At 38.3% G+C, this 17,869-nt stretch carries 18 protein-coding genes; all 18 read right to left on the bottom strand.

The window, feature by feature from the left end; translation table 11 throughout:
* Positions 1-157: 157 nt before the first annotated feature.
* The 18 genes from GWI59_RS04395 to yddG all read right to left on the bottom strand — a co-directional run bounded on the left by GWI59_RS04395 (position 158) and on the right by yddG (position 17,091).
* Positions 158-484, bottom strand: a complete 327-nt coding sequence (locus tag GWI59_RS04395) for a DMT family transporter (protein WP_004245856.1) — start codon at positions 482-484, stop codon at positions 158-160.
* A gap of 80 nt (positions 485-564) precedes the next feature.
* Positions 565-981, bottom strand: a complete 417-nt coding sequence (locus GWI59_RS04390) for a DMT family transporter (protein ID WP_006536318.1) — start codon at positions 979-981, stop codon at positions 565-567.
* A gap of 35 nt (positions 982-1,016) precedes the next feature.
* Positions 1,017-1,721: a hypothetical protein gene (locus GWI59_RS04385; protein WP_161724076.1), complete on the bottom strand. Its 705-nt coding sequence runs from the start codon at positions 1,719-1,721 to the stop codon at positions 1,017-1,019.
* A 17-nt stretch (positions 1,722-1,738) separates the two neighbouring features.
* Positions 1,739-2,326: a phosphate propanoyltransferase gene (locus GWI59_RS04380; RefSeq protein ID WP_375803983.1), complete on the bottom strand. Its 588-nt coding sequence runs from the start codon at positions 2,324-2,326 to the stop codon at positions 1,739-1,741.
* A gap of 56 nt (positions 2,327-2,382) precedes the next feature.
* Positions 2,383-2,874: a BMC domain-containing protein gene (locus GWI59_RS04375; protein WP_109848150.1), complete on the bottom strand. Its 492-nt coding sequence runs from the start codon at positions 2,872-2,874 to the stop codon at positions 2,383-2,385.
* A gap of 13 nt (positions 2,875-2,887) precedes the next feature.
* A complete protein-coding gene (gene cutD / locus GWI59_RS04370) occupies positions 2,888-3,838 on the bottom strand; it encodes a choline TMA-lyase-activating enzyme (RefSeq protein WP_161724072.1) in 951 nt (316 codons plus the stop codon).
* 100 nt (positions 3,839-3,938) lie between these two features.
* Positions 3,939-7,367, bottom strand: coding sequence for a choline trimethylamine-lyase (gene cutC, locus GWI59_RS04365; RefSeq protein WP_161669332.1), 3,429 nt, complete (start codon positions 7,365-7,367; stop codon positions 3,939-3,941).
* A 56-nt stretch (positions 7,368-7,423) separates the two neighbouring features.
* Positions 7,424-8,572: a 1-propanol dehydrogenase PduQ gene (locus tag GWI59_RS04360; protein WP_072064465.1), complete on the bottom strand. Its 1,149-nt coding sequence runs from the start codon at positions 8,570-8,572 to the stop codon at positions 7,424-7,426.
* Positions 8,573-8,579: 7 nt separating this feature from the next.
* Positions 8,580-8,843, bottom strand: coding sequence for a EutN/CcmL family microcompartment protein (locus tag GWI59_RS04355; protein ID WP_072064466.1), 264 nt, complete (start codon positions 8,841-8,843; stop codon positions 8,580-8,582).
* Between the two features lie 26 nt (positions 8,844-8,869).
* A complete protein-coding gene (locus GWI59_RS04350; RefSeq protein ID WP_072069146.1) occupies positions 8,870-10,537 on the bottom strand; it encodes an acetaldehyde dehydrogenase (acetylating) in 1,668 nt (555 codons plus the stop codon).
* Between the two features lie 73 nt (positions 10,538-10,610).
* A complete protein-coding gene (locus GWI59_RS04345; protein WP_006536328.1) occupies positions 10,611-10,889 on the bottom strand; it encodes a BMC domain-containing protein in 279 nt (92 codons plus the stop codon).
* Between the two features lie 14 nt (positions 10,890-10,903).
* Positions 10,904-11,188 carry a BMC domain-containing protein gene (locus GWI59_RS04340; RefSeq protein WP_006536329.1) on the bottom strand — a complete coding sequence of 95 codons (285 nt, stop codon included), beginning with the start codon at positions 11,186-11,188 and terminating at the stop codon, positions 10,904-10,906.
* A gap of 20 nt (positions 11,189-11,208) precedes the next feature.
* Positions 11,209-11,487, bottom strand: coding sequence for a BMC domain-containing protein (locus GWI59_RS04335; RefSeq protein WP_004249182.1), 279 nt, complete (start codon positions 11,485-11,487; stop codon positions 11,209-11,211).
* Between the two features lie 722 nt (positions 11,488-12,209).
* Entirely contained in the window at positions 12,210-12,728 is a 519-nt protein-coding gene (locus tag GWI59_RS04330; protein WP_006536331.1) for a FidL-like protein, read from the bottom strand.
* Positions 12,728-13,582, bottom strand: a complete 855-nt coding sequence (locus GWI59_RS04325) for a transcriptional regulator (protein WP_109848146.1) — start codon at positions 13,580-13,582, stop codon at positions 12,728-12,730. Before GWI59_RS04325 ends, GWI59_RS04330 begins: the two co-directional genes overlap by 1 nt.
* 26 nt (positions 13,583-13,608) lie before the next feature.
* Positions 13,609-14,196 (bottom strand): TetR/AcrR family transcriptional regulator, encoded by a 588-nt coding sequence (locus GWI59_RS04320; protein WP_006536334.1) that lies wholly within the window; start codon positions 14,194-14,196, stop codon positions 13,609-13,611.
* Between the two features lie 475 nt (positions 14,197-14,671).
* Positions 14,672-15,946, bottom strand: coding sequence for a bifunctional O-acetylhomoserine aminocarboxypropyltransferase/cysteine synthase (locus GWI59_RS04315; protein WP_161724070.1), 1,275 nt, complete (start codon positions 15,944-15,946; stop codon positions 14,672-14,674).
* 230 nt (positions 15,947-16,176) lie between these two features.
* The gene (gene yddG / locus GWI59_RS04310) at positions 16,177-17,091 is read right to left on the bottom strand and encodes an aromatic amino acid DMT transporter YddG (protein WP_006536337.1); all 915 of its coding nucleotides are present in this window, start codon (positions 17,089-17,091) and stop codon (positions 16,177-16,179) included.
* Positions 17,092-17,869 lie beyond the last annotated feature (778 nt).

The raw sequence follows: 17,869 nt of genomic DNA, 5'->3' as shown, positions 1-17,869 counted from the left end.
TAAGGGCATGGAAGGTATATAAAAAAAACTCCTTTCAAAATAAAACCTTAAAAAATATAATGAAATAGCATTTAAATTTTATTAATAAAAAACACCAAGAGCCTTTATAAGGATATTGGTGTCTTCAATTAAAAAAATACGTAGCTTATCTCTTTTATTACATTGTCGAGAACGTATTCATAATTATCCCGCCAGAGATAATCAATGCCATAGAGAATATGGCTGGTAAATCTGGTTTTTGCTTATATAAAATCATCGCCACTAAGGTCACACCGACAATACCAAATCCACACCATAGTGAATAAGCAACACCAACAGGGATATATCCCATTGCGCGTGTTAAGGCGAAATAACAAATACAGTAAGCAGCAATAACTAAAACAGAAGGGGCTAATTTACTAAAACCGTTTGTTTTTTTAATCATTGACGTACCAGTGATTTCAGAACCAATAGACAGCGCCAGCCATAAGAATCCGGTAAACATAATTGTTATCCTTATTTGTTTTAATAAAATAACTATTATTAAAAATAGATTTATTAAAAAATATTTATCAAGAAATAGACTTATTTATTAACTGGCGATGCAGTTTGTTTAATATTAGAGGTTTCAGTTGTTTCTTCTTCCTCTTCTTCAGAACCCATTTTCGAGAAGAGATTCATAATCACAATACCACTGGCAATAACAGCCATACCGATTATGGCCGCAGTATCAGGATGTTGGCCATAAAATGCCATACCTAATGTTGATACAACTAATATGCCTGTACCAGACCATGTTGCGTAAGCTAAACCAACCGGAATATTTTTTACTGCACGCGATAATGAGTAATAACAAATAACATAAAGAACAACAATTAAGCCTAATAATAATGTTTTAGTGGTACCCTCACTATTATCAAACATTTTTAAGGTAGAGGTTGCTGAGGTTTCTGAAATAATAACCGCCAACATCCAAAGCCATGATTTTGCTTTTGGGGACATAATAAGACTCCTGAGTTATCAGATATAGTTTAATATTAATTTTTTAAGCTTTTTAAATATTCAATAGCAGAATCCGTCAATTTATCTTGCGATAAATGATATTCTCCAGGATTATTCATTACTTCATTTAAAGTAATATAGCGATTATTATTCTCTTGTTTAATTTCAGGTTTATGTTCAGGTTTAGCTTGATGGTTAATATCATGGTTTATTAAATTAGCTTCAACATTATTTATAGAATGAAACATAATCCCCATTGATTTTAATCGGCTAATATTTTCCTGAATAAGCAGGTTGTATTCTTTATTTTTATTTAAACCTAAAATCTCATTTAATTCACTTTCTGGTTGGCAAAAATAAGGTAATGCTATAATAGGAATATTTTTAGCAAGCGCAGAATGAATTAATTTCCCTTCTTCACTGATAAATAGACCATTAATAATCTCTCCCATCAGCTTTTTATCGAAATAAGGAATGAATAAAGCGTGATAAGAAGATAACGTATTAATATCAAACTCACCCGCGTTATACATTTCTCCTAGATGACGCCATTTCGACAAATCATGACTGACTTGTGCCTGTGCTGTGACAAAAAGAGAAAATCGAACATGAGAAAATGTGTTGATACGCTGACAGATTTCATCTTGGTATCCCGGTGCAGGTGTAAGTGCTAACAACACCGACTTTTTCATTCTTTTTTCTATTTCAGCCACTATCCTTTCAATTAACAGATGGTCCATTACGTCACCTCATTGTCTTAACTGACAATAAATACGCTATCGTTGTTACGAAGTCCTGCCGCATTGGCCTCATCAGTATCTATATGAAATTCTAAAGAAAACTTCTCACTGACACGAACAACGACTTCATCAAAAATCAGGCTACGCTCACCTTCTGTTTTTACATGTACCTTTTGACCATTCGTAACGTTTAACATTCTGGCATTAATTTCACTCATATGAATATGGCGTTGTGCGCAAATGACTTGTTCTTTTAATTCCACATGACCCGCAGGCCCCATTAAAACAGCATTGCCAGAACCAACTAAATCACCCGATTCACGTACTGGTGCTTTTATACCTAATGCAAAACAGTCAGCTTTTGAAATTTCTAATTGGCTTTGTGGACGAACTGGCCCTAAAACACGAACTTTACTGATCGAACCTTTAGATCCCACAACAATCACACACTCTTTTGCTGCAAACTGACCCGGTTGTTTCAGATCTTTAAACGGAGTGAGTTGATAACCTTTGCCAAATAATGCTTCAACATCTTGTTGTGAAAGATGCACATGTCGATTAGAAATACCAACAGGGATTGCCATTCCTTGCGTCTCTCCCGACATCACGCCGTGTACAGGTAAACGAGAGAGGATTTTTCCCATGAGTTGTTGATTAATCATTATTTTTTACCTTTACGGCCTTCTGGTTTGATCTCTTTCTTACTGCTTTGTACTTTGTCTGTCGTAGCTTTAGTTTCAGCGGCAATATTTTGAGCCTGTAAATCTGCAACAGCTTTTGCAGCCTCTAGCTTCTCAACGTCGTTTTTAACAGGGTCTTCAACGACTGCTTCAAGTGCGGTTTCTTGCACTTTTTCAGCAATAGCGGGCGATTTTTTCTTACTTTTTATTGTCAGTAATTTAGTAATAACGCTTGGCTCTGGTCTTGCAATAACCAACGAGCCAATAACCAGCTCTTTTTGGCTAACCACATCAACACCATGATCAACCGCCGTTCTTACTGCACTGATCTCGCCTTGAAAACAGATTGATACCAACCCAGAACCTACTTTTCGGTATCCAATAATTTCCACGTTTGCCGCTTTACAAGCCGCATCTGCCGCCTGAATGGCTGCGGTTAATCCTCGAGTTTCAATCACACCTAAACTGTTCATCTTTCTCTCCTACTTAATGACGGACAAGACGGATATCGAAATCAAATTTCTTAAAGAAGGCTTCTAAGCTATCTAGCTCTTCTGGCGTATAACTTGGATCGACTTTTATTGGATAGATCATCTCCAATTTTTCGTACTTATTACGTCCAAATTGGTGATAAGGAAGAATATCGATGCGCTGAAGATTACCGCGTTTTGAGAGTTCCATTGCATAGTTAATCGCACCAGTGATCGCATCATAAGAATCGTTATAACCTCGCACTAAAGGCATACGAATAACCACATTGGCACCGAGATCCATTAAACGCTCTAGATTACGGCGGACATTCTCATTACCAATACCAAACAACGCTTTATGCTGAGCAGTATCAATGTGTTTGATATCAATCAGAAATTGATCAACGACTTCCGCTAATTTTTCATAATTCGCCACGTTAGTGGTCGCTTGAGTCTCCACAGCGGTATTGATCATCATCTTTTTACATTCTCGTAAAAGCGCAACCGCGAAATCAGTTTGTAAACTCATTTCACCGCCACCGATTGTGACCCCCCCTCCAGAAGAGATGTAAAAGTCATAATCTTGCATGATGATTTTCATTAACTCAGAGACAGAAACATCTTTTCCCATAATATCAAGCGCATCAGAGATACAGACCTCTTCACATTTACGACAACCGATACAATCGACGCCACGATCAACACGGTGAACTTGCTTACCATTTTCATTGTTTGTCATGTAATGCACACCTGCAGGACAAACATCAACACATTTACCGCAATCTACACATTTGTCGTGAGAGTACATCACTTGAAATTCACTGCTGAGACCTTCTGGATTGGAACACCAAGGGCAGCGGATATTACAGCCTTTTAAGAAAACGAGAGTACGAATACCATCACCGTCATAAATAGAGTATTTCTGGATATTAAATATCCGACCTCTTGTTTCTGCCGCCGTCTCCATCTTTACGCCTCCAAATCTGCATCAAACATCCCTGTTCGATAAATTTAAATCTTGTCTTGTCGATTAAAAGGGATAGCCTGCGCCATCCCTATGGCTATGATTAGAATTTCTCAATCACAGTACGACTGATAATTTCATCCTGAACTTCTTTACATAATTCAACGAAGTAAGCACTGTAGCCAGCAACACGGACAATTAAGTCACGGTATTTTTCAGGCTCTAATTGCGCTTTTTTCAGTACTTCATTATCAACATAGCTAAATTGCATCTGGCCGTTACCCAAAATGGAAGCCGTTCTTAATAAGGTAATTAAACCTTGGCGACCTTCATTGGTATCTAACAATCCTTTCAGGAATTTGAAGTTATGAACCATACCAATATTCATGGTTTCAACATTCATTTTACTGATTGATTTAATAATCGCTGTTGGGCCATGTTTATCCGCGCCTTGCGTTGGGCTGATCCCATCTGATAATGGTTTCCATGCCAAACGACCATTTGGTGTAGCCGCGGTTAACTCGCCAATTGGTGTATTATTAGAGATAGATAGCGTGCCATGACTGAATGTGGAGTAGAGCATCTTATATTTACGACATTCACGCTCAGTCCATTCCGTAATATCTAATGCATATTGGTCAACAACATCGTCATCGTTACCAAATTTCGGTGCATTTAAGCAGTCACGTAGAAGCTCGTCATGACCTTCAAAATTGGCTAATAGACCGTCACGAATTTGTTCTAAGGTGTATTTTTTATCTTCATAAACTAACTTACGAATAGCAGCCATTGAGTCGACATAAGTCGCTAAACCGGAGAAGATCAGACCTGGACCATGGTTAACCATTGCACCACCTGCGGTCACGTCTTTACCTTGCTCCATACAGCCTTCAACCAACAGAGACATTAATGGTTTCGGTGCAACATCGCGGTGAACACGTTGGCTGATCACCGTACCAATTGCAGATAAACGAATGATATGTGCCACTTGTTCTTTTACAGCGCGATCAAAATCTTCATAAGTACGCAGGTCACGTAAATCACCTGTATCTAGACCTTGATAGCTATCAAACAACACCATACGACCGCGGTTTAATACAAACTCAATCGCAATAGGCCATTGGGTGTAACCCGTTGATGTCCATTGATAAATACGGCCTGATTTTTGTGGTTCAACACAACCCATCAAGCAGTAGTCACGCGCATCTTCAAAATCGAAGCCTTTACGCAACATCATCTTGATATGAGAATCATCGAAGTGACATGCCGGGAAGCCCATACCCGCTTTCACCACATCAACAATTTTTTCCATATATTGCTGTGGAGATTGGTTATGAATACGACATGCAAGTGATGGTTGATACACTTTCACAAAGCGCACAGCATCCATAATTAAGTAAGTTAAGTCGTTACATGCATCGCCACCAGAGCGTTTTTGTCCGCCAATAGTTAAGTTGATAAATGGCTGATAACCTGCGAAATATTTCGCACCTAACTCACTCGACATCCACATTAACTCAGCACATTTGATGATAAAGGCTTGCATCATTTCCAGTGCTTGTTCACGCGTTAAACGACCTGATTTGATGTCGTTTTCATACATTGGGAAGCAATATTGGTCTAAACGACCTAAAGAAAGACCCGTTTGGTTCTCTTCAACTTCAAACAGTGACTCAACTGTCCAGATACTTTGCAGTGCTTCTTGCAGTGTTTTAGGCGGGTTAGCTGGTACGTTTTCGTTGACCTGAGCAATCGTCAGTAACTCTTCACGACGTTGAGGATTGCTCTCTTTTGATGCTAATTCACGCGCATGCTCTGCAATGCGGTGAGCGTAAGCAATCACACCTTCACAGCTTTCAATCGACGCTTTATAGAAGTAAATACGGTCAATATCCGCTGGATTTTCCATGCTTAATTCAGCTAATTTAGCTTGCGCATCAGCTTTAATACCGTTCATACCTTTGGTGAATAACAGAACGTCATAACCTGGGCAAGTATCGCCACCACCATTGATTTGGTGATAAGAAAGATCACTGACAAAGGTTTCACCACTAAATTCCCACACTCCCGCTTCGCGATATTGAGCTTCACAGATCTCATCTAAAGAGCGCCCTTCCCAAAATGGAACAATCTCTTCACGAATAACTTTTTTGTCTTCTTCTGAAATTTGGAATGGATCTTGTGGACGCGTGCTCATAGTATCGAGTTCATCACGCACCCAACGCCATGCAATATCAGGAGAGAAAGCGCCAGCACGCGGTTTTCCACAAGGATGTCCAACAATTAGCTCTTCATCTTGAATTAAGATAGGTGCGGTTTCACATGCACGACGGAATGCTTTAGCGCGCAGTAAAATGGGTGGTAACCCTGGGTTATTACGGACAATTTCAGTAAATGCTAATGCTCTATAAATGGAGACACTTGGACGTGCTTCTAAATAGCGATTACGTAAACGTTGTAATCGAGGTGTTAAACCTTCCATTACTTTGAATTCGCCAGCATCCGCACTAGGTGCAACAAAGTTTGCAGAAGGTGCAGCGTATTGAGGCTGTGAATTCGCACGACCATTATATAAACGTACTTGCAGTGAACTGTGTAAGGTTGACAGATTAGCGCGAGCTGATAACAGCATCTCTGACAGTTCGTTAATACTGACACGTGGATCGTTGATATCAACACCTTGCGTCATTGCATCAAACATTGGATAACCATCAATTTCTTTGGTCGCACGTACTTCGGAAAGCTCTGCTAATTTCAGCCATACACTTTCAATAATTTCATACGCTTGTGCTTGTGTTAAACGACCTTGGTCTATATCACGTTGATAGAATGGATAAATTGCTTTATCAAATCCCATTGGATTAATGGCATAGCTACCATTTTCCAGATGTAAGACTAATTGCAGCAAATAGAATACTTGAACCGCTTCTTTAAAAGTTTCTGCGGGTTTTGCAGGGACTTTACGTAATATTGCTGCGCTATCTAATAATTCAGCTTTACGGTATGGATTACCTTCCATTGCGGCTAAATTTTCTGCTTTTGCAGATAGAATTTGTGCAAAATATAGTGCTGCATCACATGCATAAATCGCTGATTTACAGTAATTAGCTTCATCCATACTGCTACGATTTACGGCACTGCCAATGCTTCTAATTCTGTCTTCAAGCTGTGCTTTGATTGCTAAGAAACCTTGGTTTACCACCAGCATGTAATCTGGTGATGCAATGCTATTGTTAATACTTAAGAAACGGTAAATAGAGTCGCTACGCACTTCTTCTTCAGTGTGGAAAATCGCGCCACGTGGTGTTGATGACTGGCTACCGATAATCAGTTCATCTTGTGCAATGTAGCTTGGAAAATGGCGGATAAACTCATAAAAACGTTGCGCAGGTTTTATCGCTTGAGGCACACCTGCAATGCTGTTGTCTAATGAGTCAAAAATGGTTGCACGCTCTGTGCTGATGGAGCTATTACGTGAAACTAAACGTTCTGCCAGCATTTTTACGCGTGGCGTCAAAGAATATTTGGCCATGTGAGGCTCTCCTGATGTTCTTTACTTGACCTAATCGGTATTAATTCGGTTGAGCATTAACTGTGTGATACACCGGCAAATGCCTGACGATACAATGTTTCTAATTGGTGTGTGTTTACGTCACGCGGATTTGTCGGCGTACAGCTATCTCGTAAAGCCTGTCCGACCATTTCCGTTAAACGGGCATAAAAGTCCGCTTCACTGACACCGGTATCGCGAATACTCTTCGGCATACCCATTTCATCTTTCAATACATTAATAGCGACGATTAAACTGGTGACCCCTTCTCTTACCGTATTAGCCGGAAGTCCTAGGCTTTGAGCAAGATAGGCGTAACGTTTTGCTGCTTCGCTATTGCAATCGCCATGAAAATTCGCATTAAAAGCAATAACATGCGTCATCAATAACGCATTAGCTCGACCGTGAGGAACGTGGAAGACACCGCCTAATGCGTGAGCAAGACTGTGTGTAATACCCAACGAGGCGTTAGTAAATGCCATCCCCGCAATGCAAGATGCGTTATGCATTTTTTCACGAGCGAATAAGTTGTCGCCTTGATGATGGCAATCAATAAGATGACCAAACACTAACTTGACGGCTTTCTCTGCCATTGCATCAGAAAAATCAGAAGCAGCTTTAGAAACATACGCTTCTAGCGCATGGCAAAGCACATCCATTCCCGTATCAGCAGTAATTGCTGGTGGTACAGACTTCACCAACTCAGGATCGAGAATGGCGACATCAGGCAACATAAACTCATCAACCAAGACCAATTTTTCACTGCGTGATTTGATCACTGAAAAAGAGGTCACTTCCGAACCTGTACCACTGGTGGTAGGGATCGCAATAAATTGTGGTTTTGTTCTGTTGCTCTCTTTACGGGTATGCCAGAGGGAGTACATAACGGCTTTCGCGGCATCAATCACCGACCCACCACCGAGTGCGATAACCAAATCTGGATAATGGGCATCCATGATTTTCATACCACTCACAATGGCTGAAATATCAGGATCTGACGCAACATCATCGTAAACTTGGAACTCGATACCCCGTTGCAATAATTTATCGGTAACTTTATTTGCAAAGCCAAACTTCACCATTGCTTTATCTGTCACCACAAATGCGCGGCGGGCAGTTAACCCAGAGAGAAAATTCAGTGCATTGGTGCCAAACTGAATTTTGGGTTTTATCAGAAACTCACTCATGTCGTTATTACTCCTTACTGTCCCGATAAACCTTCTCAACAATGGCAACCACTGACATCGCTTTGTAACGTTCTTTGTTCAGTGCAAAGTATTCTTCAGCCAACACAATGTCGTTGATACCTGCACCTACACTGTCCACTGCAACATAGGTTTTGTTTTTCAGTGGATTAAGCTCATCATCTAAAGTGGCAATCATTAATAAATTGCTACCTTTAAGTTCTGGGCTTTTTTGTGTCGCTACTACGTGTCCGATTACCTTTGCGAGGATCATGGTTTATATCGCCTTATATCAATGAGTTATTTACTCAGACGTCCGAGAACTTCCTTGATAATGCGTTCCACGTTTTCTTCAGTAATATCACCTTGTTCAATCACTTGTTGCGCGCAAGCACTTACCGTTGTTGCATAAGGAGATGCACCAAAGCGATCATCACCTTGAGTTTGGCGTTGTGCCGTAGCACATTCAGCATGAACAGGGGTTAAAGAAGGTGAACGAAAACGGTCATCATCAAGAATGCTGGTCTGGTGATTTGCACTGGAAACAGAGCAAGCAGAAACAGCAGGTTGAGCAGCTTCTTGTGCTAAAGGACAAGGTTGTTTTAACTCTTCGACGGTACGCACGCCATAACCTACTTTACGAATATTCAGTAAGTTCATTGGGCCGACATTGTCAGAGCTAGAACCGCCACCTACAGCCCCACAGCCTAAGGTTAACGCTGGAGTAATATTAGTAGTTGCACCGATGCCGCCTAATGCCGCAGGGGTATTAATCAGAATACGGTTGACCGGTTTTTCTAGAGAGAACTGACGAATAACATCTTCATTTTTGGTATGAATAACTAAAGTATGGCCTAAACCTTCATTAGTCAGTAATTGCACCACGCGATCGCACGCTGATTTCCAATCTTCTTCGATATACATTCCTAAGATTGGGCATAATTTTTCGCGTGAATACGGATTTTTAGGTGAAACGGTATCTTGTAATGCGATTAATACACGCGTATTTGCTGGTACACTAAAACCTGCACGCTGACTTAAATAAATCGCATCTTTACCCACGACGGCTGGGTTAATTGTGCCGTTAGCACGCAGTAACATTGAAGCCACTTTAGTTGCTTCTTCGTCATTCATAAAGTAAGCACCTTGCGCTAACAGCTCGCGGTGAACTTCGTTATAAATGCAACGCTCAACGATAATGGATTGCTCTGATGCACAGATAACCCCATTGTCGAATGTTTTACTGGTGATGATATCACTCACTGCTTTTTTGATATCGGCACTGCGTTCGATAAAAGCAGGACCATTACCTGGGCCCCCACTGATGGTTGGCGTACCTGATGCATAAGCGGCACGCACCATACCTTCACCACCCGTCGCTAAAATTAATGACACATCTTTGCTGTGCATTAATTCTTTTGTTGCTTCCAGTGTCAGTAATGTCACACCATCAACAATACCTGCTGGTGCTCCTGCCTCTAAAGCTGCTTTTTTAACAATTTCTAACGCACGGAAACTGCACTGTTTTGCATTTGGATGCGGAGAGAAAATAATCGCATTACCCGCTTTCAGTGCAATTAGGGTTTTATAGATAATGGTTGATGTTGGGTTAGTTGAAGGGACTAACGCCGTGATAACACCTAAAGGCACGCCAACATCCATGACTTTTTTCACTTTATCGTCATTGATAATGCCAACGGTCTTCATGTCTTTCATATGTTCATACACACGCAATGACGCGAAGGTATTTTTCAGAACTTTGTCTTCCCACTTACCAAAGCCTGTCTCTTCGTTTGCCATTTTTGCCAGCTCTTCTGCGTGACGAGCCGCTTCAAATGCAATGTGTTTTACAATACTGTCGATTTTTTCCTGCGAAAATTTAGCATAAACAAGTTGTGCATTTTTCGCGTTGCGAACTAGCTCACGAGCCAGTTGTCTGGATTGCAAATCTTTATCTAATGCAACCATGTTTTCCCCCATACAGGAGTTAAAAAATTTAGCTGAATAACGTATTTCTTTGCTTTACAGCACGCCTGAATAATTAGGCTTTATGCTGTTGTGCGATTTTCTCGATATCGTTATGCGGTCTTGCAATAACACGAGAAGTCACCACGGTGCCGATACGTTTTGCCGCTTCAACACCTGACTCAACCGCTGCATTGACTGCACCGACATCGCCTTTCACCATTGCTGTCACTAAACCTGAACCGACGTTTTCATAACCAATCAGTTCAACATTGGCTGCTTTGCACATTGCATCAGCAGCTTCAATGCAAGCGACAAGACCTTTGGTTTCAACTAGACCTAGTGCTTCTTTCATATTTATTTCCTTCGTTATTCAGTCACTTTGTACTGGGCAACGATTTTTTGAATATCGTTATGTGGACGAGCGATGACTAATGAAGTCACAACAGTACCAACACGTTGAGCAGCTTCTAAGCCAGATTCCACAGCGGCTTTAACGGCACCTACATCACCTTTCACCATTGCAGTCACTAAACCTGAACCCACATTTTCGTAGCCGATTAACTCAACATTTGCCGCTTTACACATCGCGTCTGCAGCTTCAATACAAGCCACCAGCCCTTGAGTTTCAATAAGTCCTAATGCATCACCCATACGTTCTCCTAAGGCAAAAACTATGCCTTGTGTTTGATAACAATCTTATTGATGTCATTGTGAGGACGAGCAATCACGAGCGATGTAACAACTTCACCCACGCGTTGTGCTGACTCCACACCTGAATCTACTGCAGCTTTCACTGCGCCTACGTCGCCTTTCACCATCGCAGTCACGAGACCTGAACCCACATTTTCATAGCCAATAAGTTCAACGTTCGCGGCTTTACACATAGCGTCAGCGGCTTCAATACATGCCACCAGACCTTTGGTTTCGATCAGACCTAATGCATCACCCATTTTCATTTCCTCCGAGAAGCCGTTTAACGGTTTACGTTTGCCCATTGTGTCTGCGTGGTGATTTTTTAAACGCAGACGTTGGTTTCAAAATCACTATAACGCGGAAAAACAAAAACAAAATATAAATCCATGATGTTGCAACATATAGAATTTAACTCTGGGATTTAGTGTTTTTTATCTCTCTATTTATCGTTCTATGCTGTTAATTTGTTTTTTTCATCGTTATAAATTTACCCATTCTCATAAAAGATAGATTAAAAAACAGGCAAATTAACTTTGTTAGGAGGATGTTTAAAAGGTGCAAAAAGCCAGTACATATCGGTGGGAAAGATGTGCGGAATATCACTGATAATTCAACGTAAGATCAATAATTGAAAAAGGCTAAATCAAGTCTATATACAAATCGTGCTCTTTTTTTGTCATGACGTCTCTATCAAGGTAAATATTGATGTGCTTTGTATCAGTAGCAAGACACAGAATCACTATTACTACACTCTATTCAAATAATCAGCAGACAACCTGCAAAGAATAAGCGTATTAAACCGTTACTCATTAATGAGCAAAGTGAGTGAACCTCACTGTTATCAATTTTAATTACTGTCATTCAACTAAGCCGATAAGCACTGATAGAAAGAAGAGAGTTATAAACGAAGGGGATTAAATCAAAAGGTGATTATAATGCACCACCTTTTGATAAAAAGAACATGAGATAAAACGTCAAATTAATCGAATTTACTACCCGGTTTTAAGGTACAAATATAGAGAGGTGAATTAAGCGAACTTAATAGTAAGGTTTTCTCATTAAGCTTTTGTGCATTAATAAATAACCCATCATGACTATCTGACATTTCGCGCATAAAATAATCAAAAATAACGTCTGGAGATTCATCAATTGATGATGCGCTAGCATCCCATTGGCTAACAAAATAGTGACGTTCTGTCGGTGAAACACGCTTGGTCGTATAATCAAATTTCACATAACGTTGTAAATACAACCACCCTGCTTTTGAAGTGGTATAACCTTCAACAACAATTGATCCTTTACCATTGGCTCCAAATGAAAAATGAATATTACCATTCACATTTTCATCTTCCATATTTTCAAAACGCATAATGCCTTTGGTTGAGCAAACCATGACACCTTCATTTTTAATCGTTAATAATCTTGTTGCTGCATAAGTGGCGACCAAGATAAAAATCAGGGCCGATAAAAAACATAAAAGTTTCCCTGAGATTTTCATTAGTATTTCCAAGAATAGTAAAAGTAATTATCGCAATAACTGAATGGGTTATCTTCGTTCTTTGCACAATGAGCTAAAAATACCCGCCCTAATCCATTTGTTTGTAATTTATCACCATAAAAGAAAACAAATCGCTCACCTTTTACACACTGTAGATTAAGCTTCTTTCTTACCGCGTCAAAATTACGCACATAATTATCACTTACCGCGGAATTAATCATGGCTTCATTAGAAAGTAGCTCACAATCATTGTGTGTTAATGGTGTTAGTGAAATTGGCTTTGATTGGTGTTGGTTAAAAAAGATGATCACTGCAAGAAATACCGCACCTAATAAAAAACCAATGCTGGCTAAATACCAACAAATTTCTGGTTTCTGTGTTTTTTGAGGCGCTTCTTCTTGCGTAGACGCTAAAGGTGTTTGCGTTAAAGATAAAGGTGTCACTGTTTCAACAGCTATTTGATTTTCATCGTTAACTAAAATAGGCACTTCTTCATTTGTTTTAGTTGAAGGTAATAGCGTTGAATCATCAATCAATTCAACTGAAATATCTGGATTAAACTCTAATCGTCCTTTCGCAATGGTAACAATGATATTTTCAATACCATAATGGCGAAATGTTTTTCTTAATAAACTTAAATATTGGTTTAAATTACTATTTGATGAAACTAGCCCATTATCATCCCAAACACGTTTTAATACTTCATCACGATTAACCACTCCAGGGTGCTGAATAAAATAAAAAAGTAACGCATTTGCAGTAATAGAAAGATGTGTATCAACACTGTCTTTTTCTAATGATATCGCGCCATCCGTTGCGTCGTAATAAATTAAGGCATTTATTTTGTATTTCATTGTGCCCTCATTCATCCTGATTAAAATTACTGATTTTTTGTGTTTGCTATATAGTCAAATGTCATCTCAGATAATCTTTCTACTAATGCGTTACGCTCTTCTTGTGAAAGCGTAGGGCCCTCTGTTAATTCAGATAACCAAAGACCATCTGCGGCATAACGAATTAAAGTACCTAAATAACTATTATCTAATTTATCGCCTTTGGCTAAATGGTCTAGCATCCAATCTCGCCAGCATTTACGCATAATAGGTTCATTTGGCATGGCTAAAGACAATATCGCTAATTGGCGACTTTCGTCAGACTGTTTCAAATCAGAAATATAAGTTAAATACGCACGAGAAAAACGCCCTGCTTCAATAGGATCATTTTCCATAATAACTGCAATACGACTATCCATAATACCTAATAGCCGTTTAAATACGGCCTGCACTAATTCCAATTTTCCGGGGAAGTGATGAAGTAGACCACCTTTACTTACACCCGCTTCTTTTGCTACGGCATTTAAAGAAAGAGAGGCTATTCCTTCATTAGCCACAATAACGCTTGCCGCTTCCAATAATTGTTCTTGAACTCGGATGGGGTCTTTTTTTCGGTGATGCGCAGTCGTATTCATGCATAGGATAATACCGACCAGTCGGTATGTTCCTTATTGATCAAAATCAATCACTTTTAGACTCGTACTAATTATCTGTAAATAATGCAGTTGACTTCACATTCCTTTATTTTTAATCAAATTTAATTTAAAAATTTAAATTAATTTATAGTTTTGACCTAGATAGATAAATTAATAATTTGAAGATAAGTTAAATTTGATTTTTATCAAGAATAAAATTTAACTTATTATTTTATTAAAAATAAAAATCAGAAAAAAACAAATAAAACAATACATTATTTGTTTATTTTAAATTAGGATTAATATTCTTTTCTAATTTAACTTTATATTAAATAGACTTCATAATATGATCATCTATTGAAATAAAATCATCAATACTTTATAAAGAAATCTAGCATCAAACAAACTCAGAATTTTAAATATTAAAAACCTTCTTTAAATAAAGAAGGTTTTAATTCTTAATGTATAACTTTAATTAAATACTGGCTTTTAATGCTTGTTCTAAATCCTCTAAAATATCATCAATATGCTCAATACCAATAGATAGACGAATTAAATCGCGTGAAACGCCTGCCCGTTCTAATTCTTCATCATTTAATTGGCGATGTGTAGTTGATGCAGGATGACATGCTAATGATTTTGCATCACCAATATTCACAAGACGAACAATGAGTTGCAATGCATCGATAAATTTTGCACCCGCTTCAGCGCCCCCTTTAATACCAAAAGAGAGAATACCCGCGGGCTTACCTGACATATAACGTACCGCTAAATCATGTTCAGGGTGATTGTTTAACCCCGCATATTTAACCCATGCCACTTGAGGATGATTCTGCAGATATTCTGCTACTTTTTGTGCATTTTCAGTGTGGCGATCCATACGTAGAGCCAGCGTTTCTAACCCTTGTAGAATTAAAAAAGCATTAAATGGTGACAATGCAGCACCTGTTCCACGCAAAGGCACAACACGACATCTTGCTATATAAGCAGCAGCACCAAAGTGCTCAACGTAATTTACGCCATGATAAGAAACATCAGGTGTATTTAATATTTCAAAACGATCTTTATGCTCAGCCCAAGGGAATTTACCAGAATCAACAACAATGCCACCAATCGAGTTGCCGTGACCGCCAATATATTTAGTTAACGAGTGGATAATAATATCTGCGCCATGTTCAAAAGGACGACACAAATAAGGTGTTGCAACCGTATTATCAACAATCAAAGGTACACCATGACGGTGAGCAACATCAGCCAATGCTTGAATATCAACAATATTTCCGCTTGGGTTTGTAATAGTTTCACAAAATACCGCTTTTGTTTTGTCGTCAATTAACGCTTCAAGAGCCGTAATATCATCATGGGGAGCAAAACGTGCTTCAATACCAATACGAGGGAAAGTGTGTGCCATTAAATTATAAGTACCACCATACAGCTTCGCGACAGAAACAATATTGTCACCGACTTGTGCAATTGTTTGGATTGCATAAGTAATTGCCGCCATACCTGACGCTACAGCAACTGCTGCGATCCCGCCTTCTAATGCTGCAACTCGTTTTTCTAATACGTCATTGGTTGGGTTCATTATACGGGTATAAATATTGCCGGGCACTTTTAAGTCAAAAAGATCGGCACCATGCTGCGTATCATCAAATGCGTAAGATGTCGTTTGGTAAATAGGTACAGCAACGGCTTTTGTGGTTGGATCAGGTGAATAACCGGCGTGAACAGAAAGTGTCTCAAGTTTCATAGCAATTCCTTTTTTGTTGCATTTGTTCTTATCGTATTACTTAACACATCTTCATTGGAGATGTTCCAAGTGTAACTTTTCAGTTTATAAGTAATATAGATAAGCCGATATTTTCCTCATCGCATAGTGAAAAAATTTCAACTTACACAAATGCCCTTTTTAAATAGAATTTCTTGATCCAACAACCTCTATTTACGTCAACATTTGACTTAAAAACCCCCTATTTTAGGTTATTTGGTCATTTTAAGTGGTTTTATCGTTTTTTGACGAGTTGCTAACCAGCAAATTAAAGAACCGCCTGTCACCATCATTACCCCCTGCCAAAATGAGAAAGAAAGGGCGGTAGACAATAGTATTGAGGAAAATGCAGTAGAAATAACAGGCGTAAAATAAGAGAGTGTGGCTAATAAGGTTACATTGCCTCTGATCATACCGATTGTCCAAGCCGCATTAGCAAGCCCAATTGCTGCACCCGTGATTAACAAAAGCGTGATACTTTTTATATTAATAATCCATTCAACTGGCGTTGAAAATAGGTATTGCCCCCATAACGCAAGTGAGGTTAATAAGAAAAAAGGCACTATACCATTATTCCCACCAGAAATAAGACGAGTTAAATTGCTATAAAATGCCCATAAAATGGCACCTGAAAACGCCAATATATAGCTTAATGGATTGCTTTGAATATTTTGCCATAAGCCTTCAATAGTTAGAGGATTATCCCCACTAACAACCCAAACTAATCCACTAAATGAACATAATAATCCTATGATCAGTAAAATAGAGAATCGCTGTTTATTGACTATGACAGCAAGTGCTAAGGTAAAACTAGGCCATAAATAATTCACCATTCCCAGTTCTATGGCTTGTGTTCTATCTGTTGCAAATCCTAATGCCAAGGATAAACACACTTCATATGTAACAAATAATATCGCTCCCCAAAAAAGATAACGTTTAGGAAAAAGTGATAGTTTAGGTATACCTAAGATCAAAATAAGAAACACTGTTCCTGTAGTATAAATCAGTGCAGCCCCCCCTACAGCACCAAAATACTCACTAATATTACGAATTAAACCAACAATGGTGCTCCAAAGAAGAATAGCAACAATGCCATATAACGTCCCTTTTGATGAGCTAGATATCATTTTGTGCCTTCAGATTTAAGATTGTACCATTAGTGCCGATATTAAAATAAAACCAGCATAATTGCTTTAACCATTCTTATGCAAAAAAACAAAAAAAAGTTGAATACTGAAACATTTTGTTACAATTAATATCAAACATAAAACATATTGACCTACTCCCATGAGTAGTAAAAAAAGTATCATCAATTTTATATTTCTAAAATACGTCTTTTAATTTCAATTTAAAATGAATAAATAATATTTCTATTTTTTTATTTAAATATAAATTTCAATTTTATATTTGAATAAAAAAGAAACCAGACCGTCTCTTTTGAGCATAAAAAGTGTTATTTTTTGTATCCTTTTATAAATAGTTTCATTGTGAAATATATCATATGAAACATCATCTTATAAGTATATTTACAGAGTCCTTTTAGGATGCTCCTTATTAGAGACTTACAACGAAATAAAAACAAAAAATAAAAATACAATAAATATCAATACGATATGTGATATCATGAAATCATTAGATAAAATAATGTATTATTCCACTTTTCAACACTAGCTATTACCGATAGTTATCAAGATACCAATAGATATCACCTATAAAACAAGCTAAAAACGATCGTTTAAAACGATTTCTCTATTTTTTTTAGCACATCTATAATTTTTGTAAATTTGACTTAGGTGTGAATATGACTGTTTTATCGTTTTTACGATAATTGCGGTAATCAGCTCTCTGTTAAATATATATAAACAGCCTTACGTTACACGTCTAAAAAATAATTTATCCCCTTTT

Origin of the sequence: Proteus sp. G2673, from assembly GCF_009915125.1 — a bacterium.
Taxonomy (GTDB): Bacteria; Pseudomonadota; Gammaproteobacteria; order Enterobacterales; family Enterobacteriaceae; genus Proteus; species Proteus penneri.
Note: the sequence above shows the minus strand (reverse complement) of the source record. Positions and strands in the feature narration are given on the sequence as shown.

Excerpts from the sequence above, each read along its gene's own strand:
- GWI59_RS04390 (WP_006536318.1), bottom strand. The coding sequence starts at position 981 with ATGTCCCCAAAAGCAAAATCATGGCTTTGGATGTTGGCGGTTATTATT.
- GWI59_RS04335 (WP_004249182.1), bottom strand. The coding sequence starts at position 11,487 with ATGGGTGATGCATTAGGTCTGATCGAAACCAAAGGTCTGGTGGCATGT.
- GWI59_RS04380 (WP_375803983.1), bottom strand. The coding sequence starts at position 2,326 with ATGTCGGGAGAGACGCAAGGAATGGCAATCCCTGTTGGTATTTCTAAT.
- GWI59_RS04345 (WP_006536328.1), bottom strand. The coding sequence starts at position 10,889 with ATGAAAGAAGCACTAGGTCTAGTTGAAACCAAAGGTCTTGTCGCTTGC.
- GWI59_RS04385 (WP_161724076.1), bottom strand. The coding sequence starts at position 1,721 with ATGGACCATCTGTTAATTGAAAGGATAGTGGCTGAAATAGAAAAAAGA.
- GWI59_RS04340 (WP_006536329.1), bottom strand. The coding sequence starts at position 11,188 with ATGGGTGATGCATTAGGACTTATTGAAACTCAAGGGCTGGTGGCTTGT.
- GWI59_RS04315 (WP_161724070.1), bottom strand. The coding sequence starts at position 15,946 with ATGAAACTTGAGACACTTTCTGTTCACGCCGGTTATTCACCTGATCCA.
- cutC (WP_161669332.1), bottom strand. The coding sequence starts at position 7,367 with ATGGCCAAATATTCTTTGACGCCACGCGTAAAAATGCTGGCAGAACGT.
- GWI59_RS04330 (WP_006536331.1), bottom strand. The coding sequence starts at position 12,728 with ATGAAAATCTCAGGGAAACTTTTATGTTTTTTATCGGCCCTGATTTTT.
- GWI59_RS04375 (WP_109848150.1), bottom strand. The coding sequence starts at position 2,874 with ATGAACAGTTTAGGTGTGATTGAAACTCGAGGATTAACCGCAGCCATT.
- GWI59_RS04360 (WP_072064465.1), bottom strand. The coding sequence starts at position 8,572 with ATGAGTGAGTTTCTGATAAAACCCAAAATTCAGTTTGGCACCAATGCA.
- yddG (WP_006536337.1), bottom strand. The coding sequence starts at position 17,091 with ATGATATCTAGCTCATCAAAAGGGACGTTATATGGCATTGTTGCTATT.
- cutD (WP_161724072.1), bottom strand. The coding sequence starts at position 3,838 with ATGGAGACGGCGGCAGAAACAAGAGGTCGGATATTTAATATCCAGAAA.
- GWI59_RS04325 (WP_109848146.1), bottom strand. The coding sequence starts at position 13,582 with ATGAAATACAAAATAAATGCCTTAATTTATTACGACGCAACGGATGGC.
- GWI59_RS04395 (WP_004245856.1), bottom strand. The coding sequence starts at position 484 with ATGTTTACCGGATTCTTATGGCTGGCGCTGTCTATTGGTTCTGAAATC.
- GWI59_RS04350 (WP_072069146.1), bottom strand. The coding sequence starts at position 10,537 with ATGGTTGCATTAGATAAAGATTTGCAATCCAGACAACTGGCTCGTGAG.
- GWI59_RS04320 (WP_006536334.1), bottom strand. The coding sequence starts at position 14,196 with ATGAATACGACTGCGCATCACCGAAAAAAAGACCCCATCCGAGTTCAA.
- GWI59_RS04355 (WP_072064466.1), bottom strand. The coding sequence starts at position 8,843 with ATGATCCTCGCAAAGGTAATCGGACACGTAGTAGCGACACAAAAAAGC.